We start from the raw sequence: 18,329 nt of genomic DNA on the forward strand, positions 1-18,329 counted from the left end.
ACACGACTTCGGACGGCTTTAATGAGCACGGATGGTTTTTTCGAATTTACGATATGGAATCTGCCATTTCAACTAATAATGAAATGGCAACTTTTCATTAATCAGTTGCCAAATGATGTTTGCTTAGAAAAACAAGCAGTAACATGGAAGCGTGGTGCTTCCTGGTTCTCATAATAAAAAGCGTCTACAAAGACGCTTTCAAAAAGGAGTAAAATATACCAATTACCACCTACGTACCCATGATTATAATATGCAGCTTGACTAAATATTGAAAGAGATAAAAATGGAGATGTTTCACAAAACTTCAAAAATTCGATAATGACGAAAAATGCGAAGTACAAATGAATAGCAAACTGAAACTATTAGTAATGATCATCTAGCCCTAAAGCAAAAGTAAAATAAAATTATAATTACTATAGTTCTAGATGGAAATGAATTACTCGCAAAAAAAAGGCTCGTAAAGGAGCCTCAAAGTCGCATGTGCTAGGGGGTTATTATTATCTAATCCTTACAGCTAATTGTGTTAAAAGTTTCACTACTGCTTGAACTACGGCTTCAAATTGAAGTTCCGTTTGAGTCACTTTTATTCCATCAGATTCTTCAATGTGAATCGACTGTTGTTGTATTTGAAAGTTTTCAATAGATTGAGAGATCTTTTCTAAATTTTTCACATCAGTGTCATCTTTACCAAGGACAACTACAACTGCTTCAATTGCAGCTTTAAGTGATGCTTGTACCAATAGTAAACCTTGTGCTTCAGTTTGAACAACTTCAATGTTGTGTGATTTTTTAATCACTAATCCTTGATATTCAGTTTGGGCATTTTCTACCCTATTTTTGAAAAATTCTTTATCCTCAAGCTTAACGTCTTTGTCGTTAGTGTTTTGATTCAATTTTTTTCCCTCCTAATAATTAGATTACACCATAATCTATTCATTTGAAGGCTGTTTAGATTGGACAATCTTCCTGATTAAAACATGGAATTTTTGTGCTACATATTATAAATAATGTCGACATTCTATTCTATTTAAAGAAAAGTACTTAAGAAAAATATAGAGCCTAAAATATGCAAGTTTTTATACACTACTTGCTTATTTTGGCTCTATTTACATTCAAAAAAATTGAATGCAATAAAGATTTTAGGTTAATGTCCTGACTATGTCTTTGAATATATTTGTACCATTGCTGGATTATACTAAGTAATAAGCTCAAATTTTTGTCTCATGCGAGAAACAAATTATATTCAAATAAAAAGAGCTGTCTTTAAATAGACAGCCCTAGTGAAATATTACTAGCAACTTGCTTAGGAGTAACAAGCTGCATTACTATTATCGACAAATTAGCTGGAATTGGCTAGCCCTTTTGAAAAAAATTAATAGATATATATGCATTTCTAGCTATAAGAAAACTTTTTTGATTTCGTAGAATCCAAGTGGCACAGAATTTGCATGAATTTAAATGAATACAAAAGGAGGAGTTCTACTATGATAACCAAAGTACAGACAGAAAACGCCCCAGCAGCTGTAGGTCCATATTCTCAAGCGATTATTGCCAATGGATTTGTTTTTTTATCAGGAATGCTGCCGCTTGATCCAAGAACAGGAATCATGATTGGAGAAAACGCTGGTGAACAAACAGAGCAAGTGATGAAGAACATTATTGGATTGCTGGCAGAGTTGAATTTAGATCTTGAAGATGTTGTGAAGGCTACGATTTTTCTAGATTCTATGGATTCCTTTCAAAGTGTGAATGAGGTTTATGGTTCCTATTTTACCAACCATAAACCTGCCAGAAGCTGTGTTGAAGTTGCAGCAATTCCAAAAGGGGCCTTAGTAGAAATAGAAGTAATAGCTTTACAAAGAAAATAAATTTTTTCTTAGAAGAAGATGCCTTTATTTTAGTAGGGGCATTTTTTTTATGAAGAGCTATTCTAGATATTATTATGAAATAATAAACTTCGAAATTTTTTGAATTATCTATCTGCAAATAACCAAAACGATTCTACTTAATGCTAAACTTTATAGTAATCTAATGGGCATGAATTCATATGGGGGGAACTTATTTTGGATTTGCTTACTATTCAGCCGGTCGTACAACAAATAGCCGATGCGATTGCTTCTGTTCTCAAGATTGAAGTCGAAATAGCCAATCATCAGTTTATAAGAGTGGCAGGAACGGGGGAGCAGAAAAACGGAGTTCTTACTAAGATGGAAGGGGATTTGGTGTACAGGTCTGCCATTCGCACTGGCCGCCCGGTAGTCATTGTTAATCCAGGTTTTGAAGAAATTTGTAAGCGGTGTCAACTTTATCGAAGTTGTCCTGAAACAGGGGAGATTTGTACTCCGATTTTTTACAATGATATATCCCTCGGAGTCATTGGGCTGCTTGCGTTCAACCAGGAACAAAAACAACGGTTATTCGAAAATTCTGAGGGTATTCTAAAATTTTTAAATAAAATGTCAGACTTACTTGCAAGTAAACTGCATGAGCATGAAATGATGGAAAGATTAAAAGATTCCTCCAATAAATTGACGAGAATGATGGACCTTGTCGAGCAGGGCATTGTTGTGATGGACAACTTTGGGCAAATTCATGAGATGAATGCGAAAGCAAAAATGTTACTTGGGTTATCGGAGAGTACGTTCCCGGCGGCTATTAAGGAGCAATTAAAAGAACTGGTTCAACATCATCAAGGGAAGGGAAAAACCATCCAACTTGCTATTAATGGGGAGGAAAAATCGTTTTTTATTGTTAGGCAGGAACTTTCAAAATATGGTAATCAAGTTGAACATTTATTTATGATTCAAGCTGTGGATGAGATTCAGCATTTAGCGGAGAGAACGGCTGAGGACCGGAAGAAAGCTTTTAATCCGATTATTGGGAACAGCCCTTCGATGAGGGAAATTAAAGAATATGCTTTTCGTGTTTCTCAATCGAATTCGACCATTTTAATTCAAGGGGAAAGCGGGACAGGGAAAGAAGAATTTGCAAGGGCCATCCATCTATCGAGCCCAAGGAAACAGCGTCCGTTTATTACCGTGAACTGTGGTGCGATACCAGAACATTTATTGGAAAGTGAATTATTTGGTTATGAGAAAGGTGCCTTTACTGGAGCCAATCCGTCTGGTAAACCTGGAAAGTTTGAGATGGCCCATCAGGGAACGATTTTCCTTGATGAAATCGGGGAAATGCCTTTGCACCTGCAGGTGAAGCTGCTTCGGGTACTCCAGCAAAAGGAAGTTGAAAGAATTGGCGGGGTTAAGACGATTCCTCTTGATGTCAGGGTCATTGCGGCCACGAATCAAGACCTTCAACATATGGTGAACGAAGGAAGATTTCGTGAGGATTTATATTTCCGATTGAATGTCATCCCGATTTTTATTCCACCTTTACGAAATCGGAAGGAAGATATCGTCGACTTGAGCTATTATTTTATTCGTATTTTTAATGAAAGTTTTGGTGCCAAGATACTAGGATTGGAAAGTGACGTGATGGAGTTCATGCAGCGTCACGTATGGAAAGGAAATGTTCGAGAATTACGGAATTTCATTGAGTATTTATTTAACTTTTTCACGAATGGCTGGATTACGATGGAGGAGGCCGGGCCCATGATTCAGAAGAAATTGAATATAACAGAAGAGAAGGGACCTTCCCCGTTCTATTCCATTGATGAAATGGAAAAGCAGTTGATTGAAAAAGCATTGCTCTACATTAAGCAAAATCATGGGAAAATTGAAGATGCCAGTACCCTTTTAGGAATAGGAAGGGCTACTTTATTTAGAAAAATGAAGAAGTATCAAATTGATACTCAGTATCAATCTGATACTAGCTCCTAAATTTCCTGTTTTAATCATAGTGAAGTGATTAATAGCTTCTGCTAAGGTATCAATCTGATACTTTAGCAGACTTTATTTTTTTTGGGGACCTTTAAATAAAGAATTTTTTTGTTGGCACGGTACTTGCATTATTGTTTTATAAGTCAGAAATTTTAGTTTTATTGAAGATAGGAGTGACAGAGTGAAGCAAACAGTTGAGCAAAAAATCAAATGGGTTAAAAATCGATCCTACTATTCGGAGTATAACGAGGATGAGTTAAAACACTTTACGAATGAAGAAATTAAGGGTGTTTTGCAATTTCAGCGGACACACGACGATTATACGAATACTCCTCTGTATTCTTTAAAAAGACTTGCTAACTATCTTAATGTCGCGGATATCAAAGTAAAGGATGAATCCAAGCGTTTTGGTTTAAATGCCTTTAAGGTGATGGGCGGTATTTATGCGGTTGGAAAATATCTAGCGGATGTGCTTGGAAAAGATATTCAGACGCTGTCTTTTGCCGAACTTCGGTCGCCCCAAATAAAGGAGCAGCTAGGAGAACTTACTTTTATATCAGCCACGGATGGTAATCATGGCCGAAGTGTTGCGTGGGCTGCCCGGGAACTTGGGCATAAATCCGTGATCTATATGCCAAAAGGGTCATCCCTTGAACGCTTGACTGCGATTCGAAATGAAGGTGCGGAGGCAGATATAACGGACGTTAATTATGATGAAACCGTTCGATTATGTGCGAGATTGGCGGAGGAGAATGGCTGGATTATGGTTCAAGATACTGCCTGGGAAGGTTACGATGAGATTCCGCTATGGATTATGCAAGGCTATGCAGCGATTGCACAAGAAATTCTGGAAGAATTGGAGACACAATCGGAAAAAACGCCAACCCATATTTTTCTCCAAGCTGGAGTTGGGTCGTTTGCCGCCGGTATTGCTGCTTATTTTACGGAGCACTTCAAAGAGCAAGCACCCAAAATTATTGTCGTCGAACCCAATCTAGCAGACTGTTATTATCGTTCGTTTCAAAATGAATCTGGGGCCATGCAGTTTGTTACAGGTGATATGAATACCATTATGGCAGGTTTAGCGTGTGGAGAACCGAATACACGGGCATTCCGGATATTAAGTCAATATGCCTGGGCCGCTTATTCCTGTGAGGATTCTATTTCCGCTCTGGGAATGAGAGTGCTAGGAAACCCGCTTGGTGAAGATCCAAAAATTATCTCAGGAGAATCAGGAGCCGTTCCACTTGGCCTGCTCGTCCACCTTTGCACACAGCAAGAAAACCTAGAATCCCGCCAGGCACTGGAACTCGATTCATCATCCCGAGTATTAATCATCAGCACAGAAGGAGACACCGACCACCAGCATTACCTGGACGTCGTTTGGAAAGGGCTTTATTCGTAAGAGTGGCGGTAGCAGTAGTGGTGCCTGTCACCAAATATACATGATATGAATAATTATTCAGGAGGTATACGAGAATGTTATCAGAATGTCGAAAGCAGCAGGTTGTGGAGTTGTGTCAGGAGCTTGTGAGGATTCCTAGTTATTCTGGGGAGGAGGGTTTGGTTGCTGAGCGGATTATGGAGTATGCGAAGGATCGTGGGTTTGATGAGGTAAGGATGGATGAGTTCGGAAATGTGATGCTGGTGGTGAACGGGGATCAACCGGGACCTGTTATCCTATTTGACGGACATATCGATACGGTGCCTGTGCAAAGGGAAAATTGGACGCTTGATCCTTATTCAGGCGAGATCCGGGATGGGAAAGTTTATGGACGCGGTACCTCTGATATGAAGGGGGCGGTCAGTGCAATGATTACCGCAGCGATTCATTTTGCTGAAGATACCAATAAAAGGTTTCCTGGCAAAATTGTTGTTTCCTGCAGTGTCCACGAGGAATGCTTTGAAGGCGTTGCGACAAGAAAAGTGAGTGAAGCCATCAGCCCAGATTATGTAGTTATTGGTGAGGCGACAAATTTAAACCTTAACCACGGCCAGCGGGGACGTGCGGAAATTGTTGTCGAGACAATTGGGAAGCCGGCACATTCCTCGAATCCTGATAAGGGAATCAATGCTGTCACGAAAATGATGAAGCTCTTAGCTGCTGTCCAAGAGCTGCCGGTCCAGAACCACAGCGTGTTAGGAAAAGGAATTCTAGAGTTAACCGATATTAAATCTTCTCCTTATCCAGGAGCATCGGTCGTTCCTTCTTATTGCCGTGTCACCTTTGATCGTCGTCTGCTTGTGAATGAAACGAGAGAATCTGTACTCGCTCCGATTCTTGCATTAGTCGACCAACTAGAAGGTGAAGACCCTAGTTTTAAAGCAAATGTCAGCTATTCAGGTGGAGAAGAGCGCTGTTATACGGGAGCCGTCATTGAAGCAGAGCGTTTCTTCCCAGGGTGGCTTTATGATGAAGGAGAGGATTTTGTCCAAGCTACCTATCAAAGGCTTTGCGAACTAAATGCTGATACAAAGCTTTCCCATTATTCCTTTTGTACCAATGGCAGTCATTTTGCAGGTGAAGCGAATATTCCTACCATTGGCTATGGTCCTTCACTGGAGCATTTAGCTCATATTGATAATGAATATATTGAAATTGATCAGTTAACGAAGGCAGCAGAAGGCTATCGAGTAATTATGGAAGCGTTATCTCTATTAAAGAGCGGCAAAAAGGAGGACTTTACCAATGTTTGATTTAATGATTCGCAACGGAAAAATTATTGATGGGACAGGATCGCCCTGGTTTTACGGAGATATTGGTGTGAAAGACGGGCGTATTGAAAGAATCGGAAAACTTAGTTCATGGGAGGCAAAGGAAGTGATTGATGCCAAGGGGCAGGTAGTTTCTCCTGGATTTATTGATATGCATACCCATTCCGATCTTGTCATTCTTGATGAACCATTAATTGAGGCCAAGGTTCGACAAGGCATTACCACAGACCTTCTAGGACAGGATGGGATTGCGGCTGCACCTCTTCCAGAGGAATTTGTCTCTCCTTGGAGAAAAAATATGGCTGGGCTCAATGGAACACCGCCAATTGATTGGGATTGGAGAACAGTTGGCGATTATTTGAATAAAATCGAGTCCAACAATCCGAGTTATAACCTGGCTGTTTTGGCCCCGCATGGAAATATTCGAATGGAAGTAATGGGTCTAGATAACCGTCCGGCTACCGATGAGGAAATTAAACAAATGCAGGATGTCCTAAGACGCTCACTTGAAGAAGGGGCAGTCGGACTGTCAACGGGGTTAATTTATCCTCCTTGTTGTTTTGCTGAAATGAAAGAACTGGAGGCTTTATGTAAGGTAATCGCTGAATATGGTGTACCGCTTGTGATTCACCAACGAAGTGAGGGTGATGAAATTCTTGAATCTATGCAGGAATTGATTGATATGATGAAACGCTGCGGTGCCCACCTTCATTTTTCCCATTTAAAGAATTGTGGAAAAGATAATTGGTATAAAACACCGGATGTCTTGAAGAAGATTGATCAAGCGAGAGTAGAAGGACTAGAGGTAACGTTTGATCAATATCCGTACACTGCCGGAAGTACGATGCTGAGTGCCATCCTACCCCCATGGGCCCATGATGGAGGAAGTGAAAAAATGCTCGAGCGCCTGACAGATTCGGTATTAAGAGAGAGAATGGTATCCGAAATGGCCACGGCTTTAAAAGGCTGGGATAGTATTTCCAAATGGGCCGGATGGGACGGTATTATTATTACTTCTGTAGACTCAACAGAGCGTCAGCATGTTGTAGGAAAGACGATTATACAAATTGCGGAATTGGAAAATAGAACAGACTACGCCAATGTCGCACTTGATCTGATCCTTCATGAAAAAAATGCGGTTGGTATGATTGATTTTGTCATGAATGAAGAATCGATTAAAGCGATCCTAGCTCATCCGGCAGGTACGATTGGAAGTGATGGATTGTTGGGCGGAGAGCCGCATCCACGTGCTTATGGTTCTTTTCCGAGAATACTAGGTAAGTATGTTCGTGAGGAAAAGGTATTGCCGTTAGAGAGTATGATCCGCAGAATGACCTCACAGCCTGCAAGAATTATTGGTCTTCAAGACAGAGGGATTCTAAGAGAAGGAATGGCTGCTGATATTGTCATTTTTGATCCTGATCAAATCATTGACCAGGCAACCTTTGAAAGGCCACGTCAGTACAACATCGGTATTGACACCGTTATTGTAAACGGGCAAGTGGTGATTGAAGGGGAACAGGCATACCGAAAGGCCGCAGGAAAAGTCATCCGGAGAGAGTACAAAGGGGTTCAATCAGGGGAAAAACAGCAGGTTACAGTAGAGTAATCAATCGTTTTTGACGGCAACCATACAAAGGGGGATGATTTATGGGTATTATTTGGACGATTATTATTGTGTATATGGCGGCTATGATTGGAATTGGGTTATATGCGAAAACCAAAATCAAAGACAGTAATGATTATCATCTTGCAGGACGTCGATTAGGTCCGATTATGCTGGCCGGAACCTTAGCTGCCACTGAGATTGGTGGCGGAAGCTCGGTCGGAGTTGCTTCAAAAGCATATGGTGAGTGGGGGCTTTCGGCCGGCTGGTATGTGGTAGCAGCGGGAATTGGGATCTTACTTTGTTCATTTATCGCACCCCTAATGCGGAGGGCGATGGCCACAACGGTTCCAGAAATTATTGGCAGAAGATATGGAACAAGTAGTTATGCTATTTCAAGTTTCTTGTCTTTCGTTGCATCGATTGCTCTGGCTGCGGTGCAAATTACTGCAACCGCCACTATCGTCCATGTGTTAACAGGATTTGATTTAACCTGGGCCATTCTTATATCCGGCGTTGTGGTAGTTTTTTATACGTATCTTGGTGGAATGTGGAGTGTTACTCTAACGGACTTTGTTCAATTCTTTATCATCGTTTTTGGTTTTGCTATTGCTGTTCCCTTTGCGTTACATAACGCAGGAGGCTTTGATTCTGTCATTTCGAACCTGCCGCCGGAGCAGCTAGGGTTTACGAAAATTGGCTGGAAAACGATCATAGGGCTCATTATCTTGTATTTTATGACCTTTTCTACGGGGCAGGAGGCCGTTCAGCGGTATTACTCGGCTCGAAATGAGAAAACAGCTGTTGTCGGTTCACTATTGTGTGGAATCCTCATGTCCGTTTACGCCTTTATTCCAGCTTTCCTTGGTTTAATTGCGCTAGCTGTATTCCCAAATATCGACGCGAATAATGCCCTAGCTACTGTTTCTGTTGAATTATTACCACCGCTTATCGCTGGCTTACTTCTATCAGGCGTTATTTCAGCCACTTTATCGAGTGCTTCAGGAAACCTGCTAGCGGTAGCGAGTGTTTATGTGAAGGACATTCATGGCACGGTTTTAAAAAGAGAAGTTAAGCCGGAAAATGAATTGAAGTTAAGTAAAAGATTGGTTGTTTTATCAGGTATCGTGGCAATTGTAATCTCCTTATTCAGTCAGGCTATCATTCCTTTACTTGTCTTTGCCTTTACGATTCGCTCAACCGGTCCATTTGCTGCTTATATTCTTGGGCTGCTATGGGATAAAGTTACACCAAGAGCCGGTCTCTATTCCATTGTCATCGGAACCGTAACGGGGGTTGGCTGGCAGTTAGCAAAAGAACCATATGGCATTATGGCTGTTATTGCCGGCTGTGTAGCAAGTTTAATCACCTTTTTACTTGTTAACTGGATCGAACTTAAAAGAGGAGTTCCCAAGGCACCAACTGCATTCAATTCTAACGACTTATCTGCGTAAGGTGCTATTATCATCACCCTAAATGAAGAATCTGCAGAAGAGGAGTGTTTAGGGTCTAATAGGTACCGTGCCTATCGTAAACATTTAAAAATGTAACTTAAAATGAGTGTCAAATTTTATATAATTTGACACTCATTTTTTTATTGATGTAAAGCGATTTATACGTAGAACTAATTGTTATAATAGATTGGAATGCTTGTGTTGTATTTCTGGAGGTCGTTAAATGGATTTATATAAAATGACAGAAAACATAAATATATTAAGCGACTTCCTTGGGAAAAGAGATATTGATACTTTGACAAGTAAGGCTTTAGAAGAAAAATATCAAATTCCACAAACGGATTTACTGATTTTATTTGGTGGTAGTATAGCATATGGCTGCGACGTAGTTGGTAAAGCCATTTCAAACCATATTGCCAAAAACTTTATGATCGTTGGTGGAGAAGGCCATACTACTGAGACTTTACGTCGAGAAATACATAGTGCTTATCCCGAATTAGTAACTGCAGGGAAGACAGAATCCGAAATTATGAGTGATTATATAAAACGGAAATATAATATTGACAATATTTTGTTAGAGCGTAATTCCACTAATTGTGGAAATAACATTACTTACGCGTTAGAGGTTATGAAGGAAAATAATCTTTATCCTAACAATATTATCATTGTCCAAGACTCCACGATGCAGTGCAGAATGGATGCTGGTTTTCGTAAATTTCTTCATGATTCAAAGGTTAAAGTAATAAATTTTGCTTCGTATAAGGTTAGAGTTGAAGTGAAAAATGAAAAAATAGTTTTTGAATCTTCAGGTATTTGGGGGATGTGGGACTTAAAAAGTTATCTTTCTTTATTGATGGGAGAAATACCAAGATTATTAGATGATGCGAATGGATACGGTCCTAACGGAAAAAATTATATTGCACACGTTAATATTCCTGTGAAGGTATTGAATGCATTTGAAGAGTTAAAAGTGGAATATCAAGATTTGGTGAGAGTTGCAAATCCACTGTACGCTTCAAAGTAGTAAGGAAGATTGTGAAGGACTGTACAGGGTCTTGAGGACAAGACGCATGGGTATTAAGCAAGGAATTGTCCTCAATGCAGGGTCTTGAGGACAAAACGCATGGGTATTAGGCAAGGATTTGTCCTCAATGCAGGGTCTTGAGGACAAAACGCATGGGTATTAAGCAAGGAATTGTCCTCAATGCAGGGTCTTGAGGACAAAACGCGTGGGTACCAAGCAAGAATTTGTCCTCAATGCAGGGTCTTGAGGACAAAACGGATGAGCACCAAGCAAGGATTTGTCCTCAATCCAGGGCCTTGAGGACGAACCGCCAGAGTACCAAGCAAGATTTGTCCTTAATACAGAGTCTTGAGGACAAGTCCTACTTTTGGTTCAGACCCTTAAGAATAGATTAGTCCCAGGGCTGATTAACCTCGGGACTAAGGATGAACTTTTATGTATGAGAAACAATCAATTCTACGTTTCCATCCAATTCAAACTCGCCAAATCCAACTGGAAGGATGAAATGAGTTCCCTTTTTCAACGGATAACGCTCCCCTGCATGAATAAGGGTACCTTCACCATCCACCACACTTACGAGTAAATAATGCCGACCTTGAGAGAATGATGTTTTACCATGAATATCCCATTTATAAACAGAGAAAAACTCAGATTCTATAAATGTCGTAACGGTAGCATTTTCCCGTTTCTCTACTTTCGGTGTAACACCGGTTTCTTGGTGTGGTACCGTGGAAACATCAATGGCTTTTTCTAAATGAAGTTCACGTAAATTTCCTTCATTATCTCTACGGTCATAATCATATACCCTGTATGTAGTATCAGAGCTTTGCTGTGTTTCTAAAACGAGCGTTCCTTCGCATAACGCATGAATGGTCCCGCTTGGAACATAGAAAAAGTCCCCTGGCTTGATTTTTACTCTGCGCAGCAGGTCGCTCCATTTACCTTCATGTATCTGCTGAATTAATTCCTCTTTTGATTTCGCGTTGTGGCCAAAAATCATGTCGGCCCCTTCTTTACAATCGAGGATGTACCAGCATTCTGTTTTCCCTAAGTCACCGTTTTCATGAATCTTGGCATACTCATCTGCAGGATGAACCTGAACAGATAAATCCGCATTGGCATCAAGGATTTTGGTTAATACCGGGAAAACCTCTTCTCTAGGATTGCCAAATAACTGAGGCTGCTTTTTCCAAAGTTCATCTAACGTTATTCCGGTATATGGGCCATTTTCAATGACGGATGGTCCATTGGGATGAGCTGAAATCGCCCAGCATTCTCCTGTAAGTTCGGTTGGAATCTCATATCCAAACTGATTAAGAAGAGCGGTACCGCCCCAAATCCGTTCTTTAAAAACTGGCTTTAAAAATAATGGCTGCAAAATTTTGACCTCCACTAAATTAATTGTTTTCTTCGAATATCCCTTGAGAAGAATCTAGTAACAAAACACTTGTCACTTGGCCATTAAGTTATTCAGCAGCAATAACTAATTGAACATGATTTTCCTCTATAAGATTCTGGTATTCCTGACTTGGCATACGATCCGTTATTAAGTAATCAATTTTGTTTAACTCGCAATAGGTTGTTAAGCCATATTGACCAAATTTCGTATGATCCACCAATAAAAAGATCGTTTTACTTCTTTCAACCATTTTACTTTTTAATTCTGTTTCAAGAAAAGAAGCATTTGTCACACCGGTAGTGGGTGTTAGACCCGTTGAGGCCATAAAGGCCTTATTAATATTGTAAGTGTTTAACATTTCCACATTATAATTTATGCCAAAAGATTTAGTTTTTCTTTCAAGAACGCCGCCAATCGTTATAATCGTTACATTTTCAAAAGGTAAGGATCCAACAATGATATCAATATTATTGGTAATGATGGTGATACTTTTTTCTTTTATATGATGAAGCATCTCTATCGTTGTCGTACCTGAATCGATAAAAATGATGTCTCCATCTTCGACAAAATCGGCTGCGGTTCTGCCTATGATTCTTTTTTCATGATGATTCTGTACTTCTCGTTCCTGAAAGTGTTCAAGTTTCTTTTGATTGACAGCGATCCCGCCATACACCTTTTTGAAAGCACCAGTATCTAGTAACTCTTGAAGGTCACGCCGTATCGTATTTTTTGAAACGTTAAATTCTTTGACAAGCTCATCGAGAGAGGCAGATTGCTGTTTTACTACATATTCTTCTAATTGTTTTAGTCTTTTTTCCTTTATCATATCAATCCCCTCAATCATAAAAACCTAATTATTCTAATCTTAATAGTATCATAACTTCACCAATAGTTTACCAAAATTTAATCATAAAATATTGACCAATGGATTTTGAGTGATTAGAATGTAATCATAAATTACCAAAAAATAACTAAAATAATAAGTTGAGAAGGGTTCGATACCAATGGCTGTAATCGTAAAAAATTTAGTACCAATGGGTGAAATACTTTCAAAGGCAAAGGAAGGAAAATATGCTGTTGGTCACTTTAACGTAAATAGTTATCAATGGGCTGAGGCAATTTTGGCAGGTGCCGAAGAGGAACAATCACCTGTTATTGTTGCAACTTCAGATAGATTGATTGATTATTTAGGCGGTTTTAAGACAATTGCCGTAATGATTAATAGAATAATAGAACATAAGGGCATTACCGTACCCGTTGCGCTGCATTTAGATCATGGTCAAAGTGTCGAGCACTGCAAAGCGGCAATCGATGCAGGTTACACTTCTGTTATGTTTGATGGTTCCCATCTACCTATTGATGAAAATATACGGTTGACGAAGGAAGTAAAAAATTATGCCCTTCCATTTGGTGTTTCTGTAGAAGCGGAGATTGGAAGTGTTGGCGGCAATGAGGATGGTATGATCGGCGGCATTATCTATGCCAATCCGGAGGAATGTTTACGAATCGTGAGGGAAGCGGGTATTGACGCCCTTGCAGCCGCATTAGGATCTGTTCATGGCCCCTATCAAGGTGAGCCTAAACTTGGTTTTAATGAAATGAAACAAATCTCTGATCTGACAGATATTCCACTCGTTTTACATGGCGGTTCCGGGATTCCTCACTATCAACTAAAAAGAGCCATCGAGCTTGGGCATGCCAAGATTAATGTGAATACGGAGTGTTTACAAGCCTGGACAAATGCTATTCGCCAAGTGCTTGAAAATGACCGTGATTTATACGATGCAAGAGCCATTCTGACTCCAGGAATGGAAGCGGTTAAAGAAACAGTAAAGGCTAAAATAAGGGAATTTGGCTCTAGTTGTAAAGCCTAGAAAATGGGGGGAGAGTTATGTTTTTAACGGAAAGTAAATTTGAAGAGCGAATTGAAGAATTAGAAGGCTTCCGCTATCGAGATTGTACCGCCATTGATTCATTCTATACATATGAAGATAGCGGAGAAATTGGCACGTATCCGCCGGTTGATTATCCGGAAACAAACATCATGAAAATCGGCGATTATTGGAAGGGGCGTGACCGCTATCTATGGCTTCATGCCAATGTGGTTTCCCATTTGGTAGAGAGCGGACGCCAGGTGGTCGGACTGTTTTCGTTTGGTAAAACGGGAGGCGGTAATAATTCCGGGTTTGAATCACTGCTTTTTGTGAACGGTAAACCGTATCAAGGTGTCGACTCTAACCATGAAGAGGTTCTTTTTGACGAGGAGGCGGTAAAAGGCCCGCTCCGGTTAGACTTTCGGCTTTGGTCCGGCATGAGTGGCGGCGGTGTTCCTGTCGAAAATGAATTCAAACTAAAAACGGCTAAAGTCGGCTGGCTGGATACTCGTGTCGATAACTTATACTACACACTTTTGGCTGCTTACGAAGTGTTAAAGGAGACGTCCGACGCAGATAGCGCGTACACGACTTTGAAAAAGATGATCAATGATGCGCTCATGCTCATTAACTGGACAGAACCAGGAAGTGAGGAATTCTATCAATCCTGTTATGCCGCCGAAGAGAATCTGACCGCGGCGATTCACTCCTATGAACGTTCATCTGATATTACGGTTCATACGGTCGGCCATACCCATATTGATGTTGCTTGGCTTTGGCGGTTAAAAAACACTAGAGAGAAATCGGCTCGTTCGTTTTCGACAGTGCTGCATTTAATGAAGCAATTCCCTGAATACATGTTCCTGCAAACGCAGCCGCAGCTCTATGATTATATTAAAACCGATTATCCCGAAATTTACGAACAAATGAAGGAAGTGATTGCCGAAGGGAAATGGGAAGCGGGCGGAGCAATGTGGCTCGAAGCGGACTGTAATATTCCAAGCGGCGAGTCGTTAGTCCGGCAGATCCTTCATGGAAAGGCATTTTTCAAGGAAGAGTTTGGTGTAGATTGCCGCTATCTATGGCTGCCTGATGTGTTCGGTTACAGCTGGGCATTGCCGCAGATTTTGAAAAAATCAGGTATCCAAACGATGATGACCACAAAGATTAGCTGGAATCAATATAACCGGATGCCGCATGATACCTTTTACTGGAAGGGCATCGACGGTTCAGAGATTTTAACGCATTTCATTACAACTCCAGAACCATGGAATTCATCCGACTCATGGCTCTATACGTACAACGGCTATATAACAGCCAAAACGGTAAAAGGGGTTTGGAAAGGCTATCGCGATAAAGAATTATCGAAAGACCTGCTTCTTTCCTACGGCTACGGCGATGGCGGCGGAGGTGTCAATCGCCACATGCTAGAAATGCGGCGCAGATTTGATACGCTGCCAGGGATGCCGAATGTTAAAACATCAACAGCAGGGGCTTTCTTTGACAAGCTCCATCAAAATGTCGAGGAATCAAACAGCTATATTCATAAATGGGATGGGGAACTGTACCTGGAATACCACCGTGGTACGTATACAAGTCAAGCATTTATGAAAAGGATGAACCGCAAATTAGAGCTAATGTATCGGAGAGCTGAATTCTTATCGTCTTGGTTGTCTGAAAATGGCGATTGGATGGGCAACGATGTGCTCAAGGATGGCTGGAAAATTATTTTGCGCAATCAATTCCATGATATTATCCCAGGTTCCTCGATTCAAGAAGTGTATGAGGATGCGCGCGAGGAGTACAGAGAGGCATTTGAGTTAGTGAATAAGCTGGAATCACAGGTCATTCAGTGTGGAATGGAACAAGGGGATCGTTCCGTCGTTCTGTTTAACACAGCAAAGCATACTGGCAAAAAAAATGTTGTCATTCCGCAATTTGCTGATTTTGCTGCAGGCGTTTGGAAAAACAGCAGTGGCGAAGTGTTAACCTCTCAAAAACATGAGGACTGCTGGCTCGTCGAAGTGGATAGGCTGCCAGCATTTGGGGCGGCAACCGTAACGTTTGCGCCGGTGGAAGCGGTGACAGCTGCTTCGGATTTTAGCTATCATGATCGTACATTGGAAACACCTTTTTACACGGTGGAGTGGAACGAGTTTGGCCAAATAACGAAGCTTTATGATAAAGAGGCAGATCGTGAAGTGCTTGCAGCTGGTATGAAAGCAAATATCCTGCAAATTTTTGAGGACCGGCCGCTTGCTCATGATGCGTGGGATATCGATATTTTCTATCAGGAAAAAATGGAAGAAATCCGTGATTTAATCCATTTTGAGGTGGTTGAAAACGGGGAGCTTGCGTTTGCCATTGAGGCGAAGTGGACCTATCATCATTCGGAGATTTCGCAGCGGGTGGTGTTTTATCATAATCACCGCAGGATTGACTTTGAGACAAATGTAGAGTGGCATGAAAAGCGTAAATTATTGAAGGCTGCCTTCCCTGTCGATGTACGGACAACCGAGGCAACCTATGATATTCAGTATGGAAACGTGAAACGCCCAACCCACTGGAATACCAGCTGGGATTTGGCAAAGTTTGAAACTGTTGGCCACCAATGGGCTGATTTATCAGAACCGGATTACGGTGTGAGTCTGCTCAATGATTGCAAATATGGCTATGACATTAAAGAAAATACCATGCGTCTTACCTTGCTAAAAGCAGCCACACATCCGGACCCGGAGGCAGATCAGGGCACACATACCTTTGTGTATTCGCTATACCCTCATATCGGGGATTGGCGTCAAGCGAAGACGGTGGAAGTGGCATGGGATTTAAATGATCCTGTCTTGACGGCCGCGGGAAAATGGACGAAGGAAGCCTCCTTCCTAGAAGCCGATTGTGACCATATTTGGATTGATGCGGTGAAACCTGCTTATGATGGCAACGGAATGATCATTCGTGTCCATGAGTATGAGGGACGAAGAGGAAAGGTTACGCTGAATGTTCATAAGGGCTTCGGGTCATGGGTAGAAACGAATTTAATCGAAGAACCGATTTCCCAAGAATCTAGTGGACCGATTGTGTTTGACGTGAAACCTTATGAAATCAGGACGTTTCGAATTTTATAGGAGTAGAACGAGCGGCTAGGGTTGAACCTAGCCGACTATTTTAGGAACCGGACAAGAATTAATCAAGTGATTTTTTCAACGGCAATTCTACAATTCTATCATTCGTTTTGCTCACGCCTCCTTTATGAAGAGAGGTTGATCGTACCATCTGTCATTGACAACAATTTTTGCTAGTTTATAATAATTTTATATATTCTGTCATTTGTTTCTATCTATAGCCACTATCAATTGAAAACGTTTACCTATGTGACGTAAGCCTTTCTGATTATGTGGTTAGTCAATAAATTGTTTCAAAAATGGGAGAGAACAGCCAAAAACCAATAGAAAATAAAAGGAGTGATAACGGAATGTTAGGTGCGATTGAAGCTGGCGGGACAAAGTTTGTCTGTGCTGTCGGGGATGAACAAGGCACTATCATGGACACAATTCAATTTCCCACGACGGTGCCGGAAGAAACCATTCCAAAGGTAATCGATTTTTTCAAGCAGTATCCGCTAAATGCGATGGGGATTGGTTCATTTGGACCCATTGATGTAAACCACGAAAGCCCGACTTACGGCAATATTACATCCACACCAAAACCAGGGTGGAGAGATTTCAAGTTCCTAGAAACCATGAAGGAAGCCTTTCCGATTCCGATCGGTTTTAACACGGATGTCAATGCGGCTGCCTTGGGTGAAGCAGAACTTGGTGCGGCAAGGGGATTGGATAGCTGTCTTTATATTACAGTTGGTACAGGGATTGGTGCAGGAGCAGTCGTACATGGCAAGCTGCTTCAAGGGCTTTCACATCCGGAAATGGGACATATTCTTGTCAGACGTCATGAAAATGATGCCTATTCAGGAAAGTGCCCTTTTCATCATGATTGCTTAGAAGGTCTTGCTGCTGGACCAGCCATAGAAGGACGATGGGGCGAAAAGGGCATTCACTTAGTAGACCGTCACGAAGTTTGGGATTTGGAAGGTTATTATCTTGCTCAAGCACTCTATCACTATATTTTAATTCTTTCGCCGAAAAAGATTATTCTTGGTGGCGGAGTCATGCACCAACAGCAAGTATTTGCCTCCATTTATAAGTATTTGCCGGAGTTTATGAACGGATATGTTTCCTTACCGGAACTTACCGATTATATTGTGCGTCCTGATCTTGGCGATCTTGCTGGAATTACCGGATCCCTTCTGCTTGGAAAGCAAGCACTAGAAGAGGCCAGTCACGAATAAAATGTCCTGCTATAAGTTTCCTTTCTATTTTTTTAAATAAAGATGTTACTATTAATCTACTCGAGATTGTTTTTTG

The 18,329-nt window shown here is 41.0% G+C and carries 13 protein-coding genes; 10 read left to right on the forward strand and 3 right to left on the reverse strand.

Features of this window, described 5'->3' with window-relative positions; all coding sequences use genetic code 11:
- Positions 1-497 precede the first annotated feature (497 nt).
- The gene (locus BANA01_RS23645) at positions 498-893 is read right to left on the reverse strand and encodes a spore coat protein (protein ID WP_034675971.1); all 396 of its coding nucleotides are present in this window, start codon (positions 891-893) and stop codon (positions 498-500) included.
- 594 nt (positions 894-1,487) lie between these two features.
- Here BANA01_RS23645 and BANA01_RS23650 point away from each other — a divergent pair.
- The 7 genes from BANA01_RS23650 to BANA01_RS23680 all read left to right on the forward strand — a co-directional run bounded on the left by BANA01_RS23650 (position 1,488) and on the right by BANA01_RS23680 (position 10,635).
- Positions 1,488-1,868, forward strand: coding sequence for a RidA family protein (locus tag BANA01_RS23650; RefSeq protein WP_218008419.1), 381 nt, complete (start codon positions 1,488-1,490; stop codon positions 1,866-1,868).
- A gap of 195 nt (positions 1,869-2,063) precedes the next feature.
- Positions 2,064-3,836, forward strand: coding sequence for a sigma 54-interacting transcriptional regulator (locus BANA01_RS23655; protein ID WP_063254951.1), 1,773 nt, complete (start codon positions 2,064-2,066; stop codon positions 3,834-3,836).
- 181 nt (positions 3,837-4,017) lie between these two features.
- Complete coding sequence (gene dpaL / locus BANA01_RS23660) at positions 4,018-5,241, forward strand: diaminopropionate ammonia-lyase (RefSeq protein ID WP_063254952.1); 1,224 nt, start codon at positions 4,018-4,020, stop codon at positions 5,239-5,241.
- 74 nt (positions 5,242-5,315) lie between these two features.
- Positions 5,316-6,533 carry a YgeY family selenium metabolism-linked hydrolase gene (locus tag BANA01_RS23665; RefSeq protein ID WP_063254953.1) on the forward strand — a complete coding sequence of 406 codons (1,218 nt, stop codon included), beginning with the start codon at positions 5,316-5,318 and terminating at the stop codon, positions 6,531-6,533.
- The gene (locus BANA01_RS23670) at positions 6,526-8,160 is read left to right on the forward strand and encodes an N-acyl-D-amino-acid deacylase family protein (protein WP_063254954.1); all 1,635 of its coding nucleotides are present in this window, start codon (positions 6,526-6,528) and stop codon (positions 8,158-8,160) included. Before BANA01_RS23665 ends, BANA01_RS23670 begins: the two co-directional genes overlap by 8 nt.
- A 41-nt stretch (positions 8,161-8,201) precedes the next feature.
- On the forward strand, positions 8,202-9,611 hold the full coding sequence (locus tag BANA01_RS23675; RefSeq protein ID WP_063254955.1) for a sodium:solute symporter family protein: 1,410 nt from the start codon (positions 8,202-8,204) through the stop codon (positions 9,609-9,611).
- 223 nt (positions 9,612-9,834) lie between these two features.
- Entirely contained in the window at positions 9,835-10,635 is an 801-nt protein-coding gene (locus BANA01_RS23680) for an ElyC/SanA/YdcF family protein (RefSeq protein ID WP_063254956.1), read from the forward strand.
- Positions 10,636-11,068: 433 nt separating this feature from the next.
- Here BANA01_RS23680 and manA read toward each other — a convergent pair whose 3' ends face one another.
- Entirely contained in the window at positions 11,069-12,016 is a 948-nt protein-coding gene (gene manA / locus BANA01_RS23685; RefSeq protein ID WP_063254971.1) for a mannose-6-phosphate isomerase, class I, read from the reverse strand.
- Between the two features lie 85 nt (positions 12,017-12,101).
- On the reverse strand, positions 12,102-12,860 hold the full coding sequence (locus BANA01_RS23690) for a DeoR/GlpR family DNA-binding transcription regulator (protein ID WP_063254957.1): 759 nt from the start codon (positions 12,858-12,860) through the stop codon (positions 12,102-12,104).
- A 178-nt stretch (positions 12,861-13,038) separates the two neighbouring features.
- Here BANA01_RS23690 and fba point away from each other — a divergent pair, with 178 nt between their 5' ends.
- From fba to BANA01_RS23705, 3 genes are all read left to right on the forward strand, one after another.
- On the forward strand, positions 13,039-13,908 hold the full coding sequence (gene fba, locus BANA01_RS23695; RefSeq protein WP_063254958.1) for a class II fructose-1,6-bisphosphate aldolase: 870 nt from the start codon (positions 13,039-13,041) through the stop codon (positions 13,906-13,908).
- A 17-nt stretch (positions 13,909-13,925) separates the two neighbouring features.
- A complete protein-coding gene (locus BANA01_RS23700; protein ID WP_063254959.1) occupies positions 13,926-17,033 on the forward strand; it encodes an alpha-mannosidase in 3,108 nt (1,035 codons plus the stop codon).
- Between the two features lie 347 nt (positions 17,034-17,380).
- Positions 17,381-18,253, forward strand: coding sequence for an ROK family protein (locus BANA01_RS23705; RefSeq protein ID WP_063254960.1), 873 nt, complete (start codon positions 17,381-17,383; stop codon positions 18,251-18,253).
- Positions 18,254-18,329: the final 76 nt, after the last annotated feature.

It is taken from the genome of Neobacillus niacini NBRC 15566 (assembly GCF_001591505.1).
Taxonomy (GTDB): Bacteria; Bacillota; Bacilli; order Bacillales; family Cytobacillaceae; genus Neobacillus; species Neobacillus niacini.

Excerpts from the sequence above, each read along its gene's own strand:
- BANA01_RS23705 (WP_063254960.1), top strand. The coding sequence starts at position 17,381 with ATGTTAGGTGCGATTGAAGCTGGCGGGACAAAGTTTGTCTGTGCTGTC.
- BANA01_RS23665 (WP_063254953.1), top strand. The coding sequence starts at position 5,316 with ATGTTATCAGAATGTCGAAAGCAGCAGGTTGTGGAGTTGTGTCAGGAG.
- BANA01_RS23690 (WP_063254957.1), bottom strand. The coding sequence starts at position 12,860 with ATGATAAAGGAAAAAAGACTAAAACAATTAGAAGAATATGTAGTAAAA.
- fba (WP_063254958.1), top strand. The coding sequence starts at position 13,039 with ATGGCTGTAATCGTAAAAAATTTAGTACCAATGGGTGAAATACTTTCA.
- BANA01_RS23670 (WP_063254954.1), top strand. The coding sequence starts at position 6,526 with ATGTTTGATTTAATGATTCGCAACGGAAAAATTATTGATGGGACAGGA.
- BANA01_RS23680 (WP_063254956.1), top strand. The coding sequence starts at position 9,835 with ATGGATTTATATAAAATGACAGAAAACATAAATATATTAAGCGACTTC.
- BANA01_RS23700 (WP_063254959.1), top strand. The coding sequence starts at position 13,926 with ATGTTTTTAACGGAAAGTAAATTTGAAGAGCGAATTGAAGAATTAGAA.
- BANA01_RS23675 (WP_063254955.1), top strand. The coding sequence starts at position 8,202 with ATGGGTATTATTTGGACGATTATTATTGTGTATATGGCGGCTATGATT.